Source organism: Streptomyces sp. NBC_00539 (genome assembly GCF_036346105.1).
Taxonomy (GTDB): domain Bacteria; phylum Actinomycetota; class Actinomycetes; order Streptomycetales; family Streptomycetaceae; genus Streptomyces.
In genome coordinates, this window is sequence record NZ_CP107812.1 from 329,552 (window position 1) to 343,745 (window position 14,194).

Annotated in this window: 10 protein-coding genes and 2 pseudogenes; 9 read left to right on the forward strand and 3 right to left on the reverse strand. The window is 69.1% G+C overall.

Going from position 1 to position 14,194, the window contains the following annotated elements; genetic code table 11:
• Positions 1-341 precede the first annotated feature (341 nt).
• Both OG861_RS33615 and OG861_RS33620 read right to left on the reverse strand, forming a co-directional pair.
• Positions 342-1,886: a branched-chain amino acid ABC transporter substrate-binding protein gene (locus OG861_RS33615; RefSeq protein ID WP_330262048.1), complete on the reverse strand. Its 1,545-nt coding sequence runs from the start codon at positions 1,884-1,886 to the stop codon at positions 342-344.
• Between the two features lie 61 nt (positions 1,887-1,947).
• Positions 1,948-2,652: pseudogene (locus OG861_RS33620) on the reverse strand (serine/threonine-protein kinase); the annotation flags it as partial.
• A 528-nt stretch (positions 2,653-3,180) separates the two neighbouring features.
• Here OG861_RS33620 and OG861_RS33625 point away from each other — a divergent pair.
• Positions 3,181-3,966, forward strand: a complete 786-nt coding sequence (locus OG861_RS33625) for a hypothetical protein (RefSeq protein WP_329202899.1) — start codon at positions 3,181-3,183, stop codon at positions 3,964-3,966.
• A 71-nt stretch (positions 3,967-4,037) separates the two neighbouring features.
• Here the strand turns inward: OG861_RS33625 and OG861_RS33630 are convergent.
• Positions 4,038-5,238, reverse strand: a pseudogene (locus tag OG861_RS33630) (IS110 family transposase).
• A gap of 957 nt (positions 5,239-6,195) precedes the next feature.
• Between OG861_RS33630 and OG861_RS33635 the strand changes: the two are divergent.
• From OG861_RS33635 to OG861_RS33670, 8 genes are all read left to right on the forward strand, one after another.
• Positions 6,196-7,086 carry a phosphotransferase enzyme family protein gene (locus OG861_RS33635; protein WP_329202898.1) on the forward strand — a complete coding sequence of 297 codons (891 nt, stop codon included), beginning with the start codon at positions 6,196-6,198 and terminating at the stop codon, positions 7,084-7,086.
• Entirely contained in the window at positions 7,083-9,023 is a 1,941-nt protein-coding gene (locus OG861_RS33640) for an ABC transporter ATP-binding protein (RefSeq protein WP_329202897.1), read from the forward strand. The genes OG861_RS33635 and OG861_RS33640 overlap by 4 nt, the downstream gene beginning before the upstream one ends.
• Positions 9,024-9,102: 79 nt before the next feature.
• Complete coding sequence (locus tag OG861_RS33645) at positions 9,103-9,447, forward strand: hypothetical protein (RefSeq protein WP_329202896.1); 345 nt, start codon at positions 9,103-9,105, stop codon at positions 9,445-9,447.
• A gap of 20 nt (positions 9,448-9,467) precedes the next feature.
• Complete coding sequence (locus OG861_RS33650) at positions 9,468-9,821, forward strand: hypothetical protein (protein WP_329202895.1); 354 nt, start codon at positions 9,468-9,470, stop codon at positions 9,819-9,821.
• Positions 9,822-10,021: 200 nt separating this feature from the next.
• Positions 10,022-12,064 (forward strand): hypothetical protein, encoded by a 2,043-nt coding sequence (locus OG861_RS33655; protein ID WP_329202893.1) that lies wholly within the window; start codon positions 10,022-10,024, stop codon positions 12,062-12,064.
• A gap of 19 nt (positions 12,065-12,083) precedes the next feature.
• Positions 12,084-12,431, forward strand: a complete 348-nt coding sequence (locus OG861_RS33660; protein WP_330262002.1) for an Imm7 family immunity protein — start codon at positions 12,084-12,086, stop codon at positions 12,429-12,431.
• A 341-nt stretch (positions 12,432-12,772) separates the two neighbouring features.
• On the forward strand, positions 12,773-13,474 hold the full coding sequence (locus OG861_RS33665) for an Lsr2 family DNA-binding protein (RefSeq protein WP_329202889.1): 702 nt from the start codon (positions 12,773-12,775) through the stop codon (positions 13,472-13,474).
• Between the two features lie 357 nt (positions 13,475-13,831).
• Positions 13,832-14,119, forward strand: a complete 288-nt coding sequence (locus OG861_RS33670) for a hypothetical protein (RefSeq protein WP_329202887.1) — start codon at positions 13,832-13,834, stop codon at positions 14,117-14,119.
• Positions 14,120-14,194 lie beyond the last annotated feature (75 nt).

Consider the following 14,194-nt stretch of genomic DNA (forward strand, 5'->3'; position numbering starts at 1 on the left):
TCAGCGAAGAGTCACGAACCGCTGACGAGCGGGCCGGACCTGTTCGTCTCCTCCCGCAGCTATCAAAAAGTCGCCGGGAGGACAATGGGATCAACCATTTGTGGACGGTGTGGAAACGAGCCGAGCTCGTCGGGAAGCCCGCCAAGGCGAGCTGGTGCAGTACTTCCCCCCCGATTGCTTCAAGGGGGTCGGCGGTGGTCGGCCGACCGTCGTCCACGGACCGGATCGGCCAGCTTGAGTGGCCCGATCCGGGCCCGCATCACACCAGTGATCAATAGCGGGACCGGCACACCAGATCAACCGACCAACCCATCAAAGAGACACGCTCTGGGCGGAGGGCCTTACGGAGTGACGGGGCCGGTCTTCACGAACGTCCAGGCTCCGTTCTTCACCGCATACAGGGAGAACTGGGGGCTGGTCGTGTCACCGTACTTGTCGAAGGCGACGTGCCCGGTGACACCGTCGAATGCCAGCCCCGCCACGGCGCCGGACATCCTTGCCCGGGCGGCCGAGGGGAGAGTGCCACCGTTGGCTGCCGCTACGGCCTTCACCGCCTCGATGACGGCCCAGGTCGCGTCGTACGCGTACGCACCGAACGTCTGGGGCTCCTCCGCATACCCCGCCGCCTCGTACTGGGAGAGGAACGCCCGTCCACCGGCCAGGTCCTGGACAGGTGTGCCGATGTCGGTGGCCAGGTCACCTTCAGTCTTGTCGTTGCTCTCGGCGAACTTGGGAGCGAAGATGCCGTCGCTTCCGATCAGCGGGATGGCCGCGCCCGCTTGCTTGATCTGCTGAGAAAGTGGCCCGGCGGCCACATGGTCGCCGCCGTAGTACACGGCGTCGGCGCCGGAAGCCCGCACCTTCGCTGCGAGGGTGGCGAAGGTGCTGCTGGCCCGGTCGACATGGTCTGTGCCGACGATGGTCCCGCCGAGCTTGGTGAATTCGCTCCGGAACCCGATGGTGAGGTCTGTGCCGTAGGAGGAGTTGTCGTCGATGACGAAGAGCTTCGTCTTCTTCGCGTCCTTGCGGAGGTACTGGGCGGCGAAGGTCCCTTGGTCTGTATCGGTGGCGATGGTGCGAAAGTAAGTCTCGTATGGGCGTGACCTGGTGCCTTTGGCCCAGTCGGCCCCCTGCGTCAGCGTCGGGTCGGAGTTGGCTGGCGAGACGGTGACCAGGTTCGCCTGTGCGAGCGGTTCCACCATGGACTGGGCGACGAAGGAGCTGAGTGGTCCGACGACACCGAGCACCTTGTCGTCGGCAATGAACTGGGTGGCGTTCTGCTGGCCCTTGGCGGGCCGCGACTCGTCGTCCAGGGCTTTGAGCTCAAATGTCACGCCGGGGACGTGACCTGTCCGGTTGGCGGTCCTGACCGCCAGGTCGGCGGAGTTTTTGATGCCGAGGCCGAAGTCGGACAGGTCACCGCTGAGCGGCGCGTCTACACCGATCACTACGGTGACGGAGGACGCCGGGGAGCCGCTGCCTCCGTCTCCGCCCTTGTCGCCGGGCAGGTGGTCGCGGGTGAGGGTCCAGGTCAGGACGCCTCCGACGGCAAGTGTCGCAAGGGCCACACTGAGGACGGCGGACCGCCGAGTGAAGGCGCGCCGCCGAGTGGCGTCTCCTTTGCCGCGCCCCTTGTGGTCCGCACCGCCGAGCGAGGCGAGGTCGTCGGAATGGGGCACGGGGACCCGTGGGGGCGGGGTGGCAGGCCGTTCCGGTACTGGGTGGCGGGGGTTCCGGGCAGCGGCAGCGGAGTCAGTGACCACGGGCGTCGGGTGGTCCGGCAGAGCTGGCAGCTCCAGTGGGGTGGGGCCGGATTCCGCTACCGCTCTCGCTTCCGTATCCGGGGCGGGATGGGGAAGTACAGGTTCGGCACCAGCCCCTCCCACTGGCCCTCTTCCCGCGCCTCGCAGAACCGACTCCAGGAGTTCCGCGGCCTCGGCAGCGTTAGCGCGGTGGGCCGGGTCCTTGGTGAGGAGCGCGTCCAGTACAGAGGTCAGCGGGCCGGCCTGCGTCGGTGGCCGTTGAGGGCGGCTGAAGACGGCGATGGCGAGCGCGTGCAGCCCCTCGGCGTCGAACGGTGGGCATCCCTCGACGGCATGGTAAAGGGTGGCGCCGAGGGCCCAGAGGTCGTTGGCCGGTGTTGGACGCTTGCCCTCCAACTGCTCCGGCGGCATGTACTGCGGCGTGCCGATGATCATTCCGCTCTGGCTGAGCTTGGTCGTGGCATCCGCGAGGTGGGCGATGCCGAAGTCGGTGAGGACGACGCGGTCTGCTCAGAAGCCCGTTGTCCGGCTTGATGTCGCGGTGGACGATCCGCGCGTCGTGTGCCTCGGTGAGTGCGTCAAGCACGGCGGAGCCGATCTCCGCCACCCGCCGCACGGGCAGTCGGCCCTGCTCGCGGATCGCTGCGGCCAGGGACTGTCCGCGGATGAACTCCATCACGATGACGGGGGCGCCGTTGTGCTCCACGATGTCGTGGACGGTGATGATCCCGGGATGGCTGAGGGTGACCGCCGCGCGGGCCTCGCCGGTGAAGCGTCTGAGCAGCGTGCCTCGGTCCCCATCGTCCAGCCCAGGAGGGAAGGGGATCTCCTGGATGGCGACCTCGCGCCCGAAGAGCTGCCGGTCGAGACCCCGCCAGACCCGGCCCATGCCGCCCTGGCCGATCCGTTCGACAAGCTGGTACCGCCCGGCGATGAGTTCGGGGTTCTCCTCGGTCACGCGCCATACTGTAGGACCTGCTCCGACGATGATGTGACGATCGAGAACATGCACGCCGGCCGGCTGGAGAGGACACAGGCGGGTAGGGCGGGACCACCACAGTCGAACCTTGATCTCGGTAACTCCTCACCGTCACCACCGACGGCGCCACCGTCCTGGCCGACGAAGTCCAGTACAGCATCCGCGCCATCGACACCGGGGACGTCAATCCCTACTGACCCACCTCATGGCGCCGACCACTGACGGGGGCTGTGCGCCGAGTCTGCCAAGACGTGGTCATCACGGCCTCGCAATCGTGGTCCGGGATGAGTGAGCGCACCGCTCTCAGAGCGTCTTCGGCGGCCCGGCGAATACGTGTGACTGATTCCCAATCATGTTTGTCAAGGGCGTCGGGTACGTGGTGGAGGCCGGAAAGTGATCCTGGCTGCTCGCCGTTGCAGCGGGTGAGATCCTGAACGGATGAACGAGACATCCGCTGCTCTGGCGACCGCTCGGTGGCCGCTGACCGCGGCTGGGGAGACTGATTGGCTGCGGGACCTGGCCGACGATGACGGGCTCACCGGCTTCATGCCGCCGGCACTGCCCGACGCCGCCTGGGTGCTCCACTCCATGTACGAACACGAACTCGGGCCCACCGACATGTCCTATGTCGCGTATCAACGAGCCGTGCTGAATGGCGGCGGGCCCGAGATCATCCCGGGCCTCGATCCCGCGGACGTGTTCGGGGGGACGCCGGGTGAGCCCCGCGGCCCCCGTTGGCGCCGACTGCGCTGGGCGGAGCTCTCGCGGCGGACCGGTGATCCCGTGGCGCCCGAGGGGCGGCCCTGCTACCGCTCCTTCCCTTCGCTCCGGGAGCCGAGCGGCTGGCCTGTCGGCATCGACGGGCCGTCCGAGGGCAGCCTGGACCGGACCGACTGGAACCGCCTGGTCGACATCCTCACCGAGCACAGCCCGCAGGGTGCCGAGACACGCTGCCTGGCCTACTACAACCCGCTGTTGCAGAAGGCTGAGGACTTCGACAACCTGCACGTCCGGGCCGGCACGCTCGCGGATGCCAAGGCGTTGTACGACCACCCGGAGGAGGACGGTTGGACCCCGTCCAACCTCTGGGCCCAGGACCGGTCCTGGGTCCTCTGCACGGACTACGACCTCTGGGCCACCAAAGTGGCGGGCCCCGCCCCGCTTGTCGAGGCCCTCCTGAACGACACGGAAATCGAGGCCCTCCGACTGCCCTGGGCCCTCTGATCCCGACCGCCCAACCTGGGAACGATTAGGTGCGTCCAAGAGGCCACACGGAGCGCACAGTCACAAGAGCGCTATGCCGAGGTGAGATCGGGTTGGGGCGGCTCGGTGGTGAAGGTGCGGTGGTCGCGGATGAGAGCCCATAGGACGTCGAGACGGCGGCGGGCCAAAGCGAGGATCGCCTGCTTGTGGCTCTTGCCCTCGCTTCTTTTCCGGTCGTAGAACGTCTTCAACGTGGGGCAGAAACGGGCGGCGATTTGGGCGGAGAGGTAGAACACACGCAGGAGCCGGCGATGGTAGCGGTGTGGCCGGCGCATGTTGCCGCTGATCCGACCGGAGTCCCGTGGGACCGGTACGAGGCCGGCGACGCCGGCGAGGCGTCCCGCGGTGCCGAAGGCGTCCATATCCCCGCCGGTGCAGGCGATGAACTCCGCCCCCAGCTACGGGCCCATGCCGGGCATGCTGAGAACCACTTCCGCGTGGCGGTGCTCTCGGAATCGGGCCGCGATCCGTGCGTCGATGTCAGCGATCTCTTCGTCCAGAGCCAGGACCGTCCGGGCCAGGGTGTTCACCACGGTGGCCGCTGTGCTCTCCCCGGCCACGGCGGTGTGCTGGGCCCGAGCCGCGGCGACGGCCACATCGGCCACCGCCTGGGCGCCATGGACTTTGCGGTTCTTCAGCCAGGTCGCGAGCCGGGCCGATCCGGCGCAGGCTAGCCGGCGTTTGGTAAGCGGTCATCAGCACGAGGGCACCCTTGGAGGCGGCGTAGTCGAAGGCCCGTTCCAGGGCGGGAAAGTATTCCAGGAGTTGTGCCCGCATTCGGTTGATGGCGCGGGTGCGATCGGCTGCGAGGTCGTAGCGGCGGGCGGTGAGGATCTTCAGATCCACCGCGATCTTGTCCCATTCCTGCAAGGGCTGCAGGTCCTGGCGCATCCGTGCCTGGTCGGCTATGACGTAGGCATCCTTCGCATCGGTCTTGCCGTCGCCTCGGTAACCACGGGAGGCGTGGTGGACGGTCCGGCCAGGGATATAGCGGAGCCGCTGGCCGTGGTTGGCCAGGAGAGCGATCAGTAGAGCGCCGCCGCCGGCGTTCAGGTCGACGGCCCAGGTCACCGGGCTGTCCGCCGCGAGCGCGAGGACGTCACCTATCAGTTCTAGGAGCTCAGGCTCGTTGTTGGGAACCCGGCGTGAGAGCACCTTCGTCCCGTCCGTGTCGATCACCGTGCAGTGATGCGCGGCCTTGCCGGCATCCGTCCCCGCCCAGAGCTCGGGCACCCGAGCCTCCCTCGTCGTCCGGTGGACTGGTCCCTGCAGACGACCACGCCGACGTGTCCTTACGAAGCGATCTCTGTTCGCTTATCCCAATGAGTGGCCGTGTCGTCGCGGGGCGCTGGGCGGCCAATGCGCACCGCCCGGCCGGGGTACGCGGCGCCGACCTCGTGCGCGGCGCAACTCCACAGGGGGTACCGCGGGGGGCGGCGTGTTCGAACGTAGCGGCTCTTTTGCGGACGCGGGCACGGATCGCGAGAAGACCACCCGGGTGTGTGCCGGCCGCCTCGAAGGTGCCGATGCTAGCCGCCGTCCCGACCGCCCAGAGGTGTGACGCTCCGGGTGCTCACCCAGCCGCGAACCAGATCGAGCCACTCTCGCGGGCGCCGGATCTCGGGCCGGACCTGAAAGTACAGGAATCCTTTCCTCTGACATCGCCCCAGGTCAAAGCGCTCTCCTGCGCGAGTGGCGCCTGGCGTGAGGGGAGGCCAGAGATGACCGGATCACGGTACTGGTAGCTGCGGATTGTCAGTGGCGTGGGCGAGGGTCCGTCCGCAGAGCACAGCCGCACCACACCGAAGGAGACGGGTGCTGTCGACGCGTCATGCAAGCCGCCGCTCGGGCGACCGTCCCGCCGCCTTCCCCGTACGTGTGAATCGAACGAAGCGAGAGGAGCCGCCCACGCAGACGGCCCTTGCCGTCCGCGTCCCGCGTCGAACCTTCACTCGACTCGTCGCCCGCGGCTGCCCGTAGCGGCCCTGCGATCAGGTCCGTTTCCCGGGTGCTCTGCCCCCCCGTTCCGACCCCAGGAGAAATCGTGAATCCCGTCCGCTTGGTCACCCTTCACCCTGTTCTCGAGAACCCTCCTGCTGCGGCCGCCGAGGCCCTCGCGCATCGGCGGCCCGTCGACGTCCGCCGCGCTCTGTTCGCCGCAGCATCACGACCGTCATCGGGGTGGGGGGCATGATCAACCCGACCACTCCGCCTCCCGCCCTGCTCGCGTGGGCCAGCCGGGAACTCGCCGCCCGCCCTGCCGTCCAGGACGTCAGCCATCCACGCGAGAACTCACGCGTCTGGCAGCTAGACCTGCCCGGGGCTTCCCGCTTTTACCTGAAGATCTCACCCAAGGCCGTGATGTACGAGCGCGAAACGTTCGCGCTACGAAGTGTCGCACCGGCCCTCGGCGCCGGCGGTGCGCCGCAGCTGCGCGCCTCGAACGCCGAAGATCTGGCACTGCTGCTGACCGCCGTCCCAGGACGACCGCTCAAGCAGCTGGAGCTTTCGCCCTTGGAGGAAGCCCGCGCGCACTGGCATGGCGGCGCCCTGCTGGGCCGCCTCCACTCGGCCGGTGACCTCTCCGGCCGTCGCCGGGCCGAGGCAGAGCAGGCGCTGCGAGCCGCTGCTGACGGCGCCGAGGGGCACCTGGCGACGGCCGGGAACCGGCTGACCGTGCTGGAGCAGAGGCTCGTGCGCCGGCTGGCCGAGGAGCTGCGGGCCCTGCCGCCGGTGCCGCTCGCGTACATCCACGGCGACGCGTGGGACCGCAACCTCATGTGGTCGAGATCCCGGCAGCAGGCCGGATGGATCGACTTCGAGCGCTCCCGGCCCGCGACCGCCGTGCAGGACTTCGTGCTGATGGCGTCCTCCACCTGGACCGATCGGCCCGACCTGCGCGCCGCATGCCTCCAGGGCTACGGCCGCAACCTCACGCGCGAGGAGCAGCACGCCTTGAAGTGCCTCGCAGCGATCGACGCGGTGAGCTGCCTGGTGTGGGGACCGAAGCTCGACGACCCCCGCGTCACCGCACGCGGACGGCGCACCCTGGACCGGCTGATGGCGGGGGTGTTCGCATGACCGCACCGCACCACCGGACCGACTCCCCGGCCACCGCAGCGACCGTCGGCGGCGAAGCGGCGTCCCTCCCGGCCGCGCGGACGGGCGCTCCGCAGCCCTCGGCGCCGCCGGAGCTCGACTACAACGGGCGCAAGCACCGGCGGGCGATGGACGACGCCACCTTGTGGGACATGGCCCGCCGCATCCCCGCGGCCCTGATCCAGACGGCCCGCCTGGCCTGGTGCGTCGACCGGCACATGGCACTGACGATCGTGGTGTGCCAGCTGCTGTCCGGCGTCGGCACGGGGGTGATGCTCACCGCTGTCGCGAAGGCCATGCCGCAGCTGATGGTCGACGACCCCCGCCAGGGCCTGGCCCAGGCGTGGCCGGCGCTGACCGTCGCCGTCGTCGCGATGGCCACCGGCGCGTCCATGTGGATCCTCGCGGACTGGGCGACCCGGCGCCTGAACCCGCAGATCGCCTCGGCCGCGGACCTGCAGCTCGTGGATCTCCACATGCGGGCCGAACTCGCCGCCTACGACGCGGAAGGGTTCGGCGACCGGAGCCAGGCGGCGGAGATCGGCGCGCTGCGCGCCGTCGACCTCGCCGACGACGCCAAGACCCTCACCAACGGGCTCATCCAGCTCGCCTCCGCGGCCGTGGTCCTCACCACCTTGCACCCGCTGCTCTTCGGCGTGCTGCTGCTGTCCGTCGTCCCCCGCGGTCTCGGCGGCGTGATCGCCGCCCGGGTCGACTACCGCGTCCACGACCAGACCATCTCCGCCCGCAATGTCCGCGGCATGATGCGCTGGTGGCTGACGACGGCCGAGCTCGCCGACGAGCTCCGCGCCAACACCATGCGCGGCTACCTGCACTTTTGGTACCGGTCCATGTGCGACCGCGTCGAGACGCGGGAGGTCGCCGGGGCCCGCCCGTATCTGCGGATCACGCTGCTGGCCGCCTCGCTCGGCGGCCTGTTCACCCTCGGCATGTGGGCCTCGCTCGCCGGCCTGGTCCTCGCCGGTGCCATGACGACCGCGATCGCGGGCACCGCGGTCGTCGCGTCGCAGACCGCGGGTCGCGCACTGAACTCGATCATCCGCTACAGCACGGTGATGTTCCACCACGGCCTCTACCTCTCCGACTATTACGACTTCATCGACGAGGTCCGCGCCATGACCACCGCGCGCGGCACCGTACTGGCCAGGCCTCCGCAGCAGATCCGACTGGAAGGCGCCTCCTACACATACCCGAGCAAGGAGGCCGCGGCCGTCAAGCCAATCACCCTCACCCTGAACCGCGGCGAAGTCGTCGCCCTCGTCGGGGAGAACGGCGCCGGCAAGTCCACGCTGATCCGCATGCTCACCGGACTGACCGTCGCGAGCGACGGCAAAGTCCTGTGGGACGACATCGACCTGACCGACGCCGACGCGGAGTCGGTGTGGCGGCACGTGGGCCTGGTGCCGCAGAAGAACGGGCACTGGCCGCTCGCCGCCCGGGAGAACATCACCCTGGGCCAGCCCCGCGAGCACGGCGACGAGCGGATCTGGGACGCGGTCGAACGGGTCGGCATGACCAAGGCCCTGCGTGAACTCCCCAAGGGCTTGGAGACGCTGCTCGCCCGGTCGGTGTGGGGCGGCCACGAGCTGTCCGGAGGGCAGTGGCAGAGGCTGGCCTGCGCGCGGGCGATGTACAGGGAGCCGGCCGTGCTCGTCCTGGACGAGCCGACCAGCGAGATGGACGCCCGGGGAGAGCACCAGATCTTCCGGGAGCTGCGGGCCATGGCCTCGGACCGGATCACCGTGGTGGTCACCCACCGCCTCGACAACGTGAGGATGGCCGACCGAGTGATTGTTCTTGACCGGGGAACTGTCCGGGAACAGGGCTCCTTCGACGAACTCGTCGCGACCGAGGGGAGTCTGCTCGGCGAGCTGTACGCCCTCGCCCAGGACCGCTGACTCTCGGCCCCCAGCAGAGGTCCATGCGGGGCCGTGCAGCCGGCGCGGCCCCGCCACTCCCCCGACGCCAAGGAGCGCCATGCACAGCACCGAGCCCGAAGCCGTAAACGTCCGCGCCTGGAACACGTACGGCACCCACCATCTGCAGCGAGGCACCGACATCCCGGAAGTCGACCGCATCTCCTGGGGATTCTGGCCGACCGGCCCCGGCGCCGAAGTCCTCGGCGACCTGACCGGCCTGCGCGTCCTGGACCTGTGCTCCGGCCTGGGCAAACACGCCGCCCACCTGGTGCGCGAGCACGGCGCCACGGTCGACGCCGTCGAAGCATCCGCCAGCCAGCCAGCCAGCACGCACGCGCCGTCGCCCGCCACGACGGCCTCCCAGGTCTCACCCTCATCCACGCCGACGCCGTCGACCACCTGAACCATGCCGAACCCTACGACGTGATCTACTCCATCCACGGCTTCGGCTACCTCGACCCCCATCGCCTGCTGCCCGCCCTCCGGCCAGCCATGAAACCCCGCGGGCGCCTCGCCTTCTCCGTCCTGCACACCAACTCACACGGGCACGGCCCCTCTTCGAGCGTCACGCCGCGCGCGGAGATCCTGCCGCTCGCCGGCGCCCCGGACCAGAACGTCGAGATGTGGGTGCTCACCCCGAAGCTGTGGGAGGACCTCTGCGTCGACAACGGCCTCCTCATCGACGGGATCGACGCACTAGACGCCCCCGAGGACGACAATCCGGTCTCCGTCCGCCTCTACCGCGCGCACAGCCGATCCGCGTACTCGCGCGCATGACCCTTGACGAGCCCCGAGACTATGGGAGCCAGGGCGAGGTCGTACGTGAAGCCGCATTCCGCACAATCCGTCATGCACTCACGTTAAGCCGTCCGTCCCTGCCATGGCGTTCTGCCTGCGTCGATTCGTCGGCGTGAGGCCTCCGCGGCGCAGCTTGCTCGGCGTTGATGCGACGGTCACGAAATTCAGGCGACAGGACGATGCGCCTGCCGGACGATGACGGGCGGAGCGGGGAGGACGACGTATTGAAGAACGGGGAAGTGGTGACTCGGGGGTTGCTGGAGGCGCTGGATGCCGTCGTGTGGGACGGGCTTGAGACGGCATCTCCGGAGGAACCGGTCAAGAACGTGCAGCGGGCACTTCGTCGGCTCGCCTCGCGGGGTGCACAGGCGGTGGAGGGTGACTGCGACCCGCTCTACTCTCTCGTCACGCTGGACGGACGCGAGACGCCGTCCGCGGCCGCGGTCGCCCTGCCGTTCATCATCGCCCTTGCGGCCGACCCGGACAGGGGTGCGCGGGTTGGCCTCGTCGAACTCTTGGTGGCGCTGCACGCTCCGGCCTTGACGGGCGAGGACTGGTCCGGGGCGTGGGCACTGCTCTCGGACCCGGAGCCGGCGGTGCGGCGGGCGGCGCTGGCGCTGCCCGTCGGGATCGGACGGCTGCTGGAGCGGTGGCGGGTCGAGGCGGACCCGACGGTACGGCTGCCGCTGCTGCTCGCCTTGGGCGAGGCGGTTGCCGGCGCGGCAGTTTCCGGCGCGGCAGTTTCCGGCGCGGCGGTTTCCGGCGCGGCCAGGGAGCATGCCGACGACGCGCGAGCGGTCCTGGTCGGCGTACTGGACGGTGACGACCCGTTGCTGTGGGTCGCGGCCGTGCACGCCTCGGCGAAATCCGACCGGGAGATGCCGGTTCGTCAGATGGACCGACTGATCAAGGTGTTCTCCGATCTCACGCTGCGACCACGGTTCGAGGCGGTCTGGTACACCCCGGGCATAGAGAGTCCCTGGACCCGCGAGGACCTGGTCGTGTCGACGGCCTGGCTGCTCCGGCACGACCCCGGTGCGGAACTCGCCTTCGCCGTGAGGACGGTCGAAGCGGCGCAACGCTCCGGCGATGCCGCGCTGTGCCGGGAGGGGCTGGACGTCGCGTGGCGGCTCCTCACCGAACGGCGTTCCGTGGAGGCTGCCCTGCTGCCGCTCGCCGGCGGCCTGCTGACCGATCCGGACGGCGCCGTGCGGCTGAGGGCGGCGAACATCCTCGCGGTGCTGGGCCGGCGGGCGGCCCCGTACGCCGATCTGCTCGCCACCCTGCTCGACGACGACGCGGCCGACCCGTACCTCGACGGAACGGTCCGGGAGATCGCCCGGTGGGCCTTGACCCGGATCGATGACCCACGAGCGCTGCCGGGACTGGTCGAACAGCTCCGGGCCCAGGCAGAGGAGCAGGGCCGAGGTTATGTCGTGGGTGAGCCCCGGCGGCCGGAGATCGAGGACGTGCTGATCCCGCTGCGCGGGCACGCGGACGTCCTGCTGCCCGCGATCCGGGAAACGATCCGCAAGGGCACGGCCCGCGGCTTCCTTCAGGTGCTGGAAGCCTGGGGCGAGGACGCGCTGCCCGCCCTGCCCGAGCTCCTCCCGCTCCTGGCAGACACCCGGACCTCGGTCACGGTGCTCAGGATGCTGCTGGCGATGGGGCCGGCGGCCGCCTCAGCCGAGGAGGCCGTACGGACCTGCCAGATTCTGGACTACCCGGGCAATCACCACCTGGTGGCCAGGACGGTCGCAGCCATCGGAGGTGACCGCGAGGCTGCTCTGAGGCTCGTCGACGAGGCGGTGGCGGCCGCGGAAGAACCCGTCTTCGGGCCGATCAGCGCCCTTGCCGGATTCGGGCGCGACGCGGCGTCGCACGCGGACCGCGTGCGGGTCGCGATGGAAAGCACCGGGTACTGGCCGCGGCTCACCGCGGCGATCACGCTCTGGGAGATCACGGGCCGGGTCGAACCGAGCATGCGGGTCCTGGAGGAGTTCATCCTGCCGATCGCCGACGGCGGTGACGGCTTCGGCTTCTTCCAGGACGCCCTCCGTGCCGTGATCCGAATGGGCGAGATCAGTCCGGCGATCCGGGAAGCGCTGCTGGCGGTCCGGCAGTCGGAGCGCCGCCTGTCCGCGGAGGGGGGATATCCGATGGTTCTCCGCGACGAGGAACTGCGCGGCCTGATCGGCGAAGCCCTCGCGCTCGCGGGATGACCCCCCTTAGGATCATGGCGTGTTCGAGTACCACGGCTGGATCACCCTCAGGGAGACCGCCGGTGATGACGAAGATGAGGCCCGGCTGCGACAGGTGGTCGACCAGCTGCGGCTTCGCATCGCCCAGATGGCAAGTCCTTACCTCCTTGACCTCCGGTGGATGAACGGCGAGCCCTTCATCCACCTGGGTGGCCATTCCAATCACCGCTCGTCGCCCGATGCCGTCGCTCTGTTCGAGTATGTGGCGACCGTTGCTCCCGGCTCCTACGGACTCCTCCACATCCGCGATGGCCCGCCGAGCGGCCGCTGTCCCGTCTCATTAGATCTTGCAGAGACAGGGCCGCTGACCTGCGGGCTGACAGGTTGAGTCGAGACCCAGGACAGGTGGAACAAGGAGTCTCGGGAGGGCCGTGGGCGGAGACGAGTGCTCGTCTCACCGATCATGGCGCGGGAGGGCAGCCCTGAGCTGAACTCCGTCAGAATGGTGAGACTCCGTCTCCGAAGGCCTTCCATCACGCCCAACGGGTTGGCCCCAACAGCACGGGGGCCCAAGGGGTTCGATGTCAGTGCATCCACGTACCGTCTGCCCATGGATGGTCAGTGGTCGCCTTCGTTCTCGATAGATGACGTCAGAACCTTGGAGCCCGTGCTGCGGTTCCTGAGGGCAAGCAACGCGAACAGGCGTGCTCCTTCCGTCGGGGATCGCACATGAGTGAAATACCGACGCCTGAAGCAGAAGACGTAAAACAGGCGTGGAGCCGCGTCACCAACTGGCTCGAACAGAACGCTCCCGACGTTTTCGCGACTCTTGGCGGCCCAGGCAGCCCGACAGCCGTCAGCGATGCTGAAGAGCGCATGGGACTGAAGCTGCCGAAAGAGCTGCGGCAGTGGCTCCTGGCGAACGACGTCGGTGCTGGGAAGCAACCCGATGCCGGCTCATGTCTGGTGGCGCTGGGATGCGCGGGAGTCATCCCCAGCGGCGGCCTCCTTCTCGGGCTCACGGACATCGAGCGTGTCTACTCACACAAGGTGGCCATGGAGGAGATGGAACCCTCCGAAGACCCGGACTATCCGTCCTGGCGCCGTGAGTGGGTGCCGATCGTCGCCGAGAGCGACGGCTTCTACGGCAGGTTCCTGAACACCCAGACTGGAGGCATCGGGTCTTGGAGTGAGGGCTCCAACCCTGAGGAGGGAAAATTCACCTCGTTGTTCGCCTTCTTTCGGGATGTAGCGGACCACCTGGAAGGGGTCTCCTCGGGCGTCGCAAGTGAGAGCACCGGGGGCCGGATGCACAATCACGGTCCGGAGGGCGAGGCGATACGGCTCTGGGCCCGCGCGAACGGCTACCTCGTCAATGACAACGGACGCATCCCTGCCCCCATCCGCGAGGCGTACGAAGCGTCACTGTGAGCAGCCCGGCAGCGAAGTCGCCGACCAAGGCGGCGAGCCGATTGGTGCCCTGGTTGGCTCCTGACGCTGTCAGTCCGCGCCGTCCTCGTCGTCGGGCCAGCAGCATCGGCGTGGACGTGCCGTTCTCCGCGTCGTGCGTCAACGCAATGTGCCTGAGCCGGTGCAATGTCCATCCCGCCAGGTCCTCGACGTCCTCGCGCCGGGCAAGCGGGTTCGCCAGCAGCCGGGTGGACTCCTCGAAGACCTCCTCCCCCCCGCCGGCGGTAGGAGCACCGGGCCCGGCTGGTCTCCTCGCACACGTCCAGCGTCGCGGTTCCGGCTGGGGCCTTGCGACCGGTCAGGAACAGGGGCCTGCGGGTGCGGCCGGCGATCAGGCGGGGCAAGATCTGGGCGGTGCCGGACTGCCAGTGGATCCACTCGGTCGCGCCGCCCTTGGCGGTGATCTTGCCGCGCTTGTCCTGCGGGTACAGGTCTTCCACGTTCAGGCTGCCTTCCGACGCCTCCTACCACGGCACCTACGCGGCGACCTGGGTCGCCATCAAGCTCCGCTGGGACCTGGCCGTCGACGACAACGAGCGCCAAGCCCTCCTCGGACTCGCCGTGGACTGCCCCACCACCACCGTGGTCTACGAGAGCGCTGCCTGAATCGGTGAGGCACTCCGCACGCGGCCCGACGACGTGGCTTCGTCAAGGAGCACCCAGACGCGTCCGCTGGGCGGT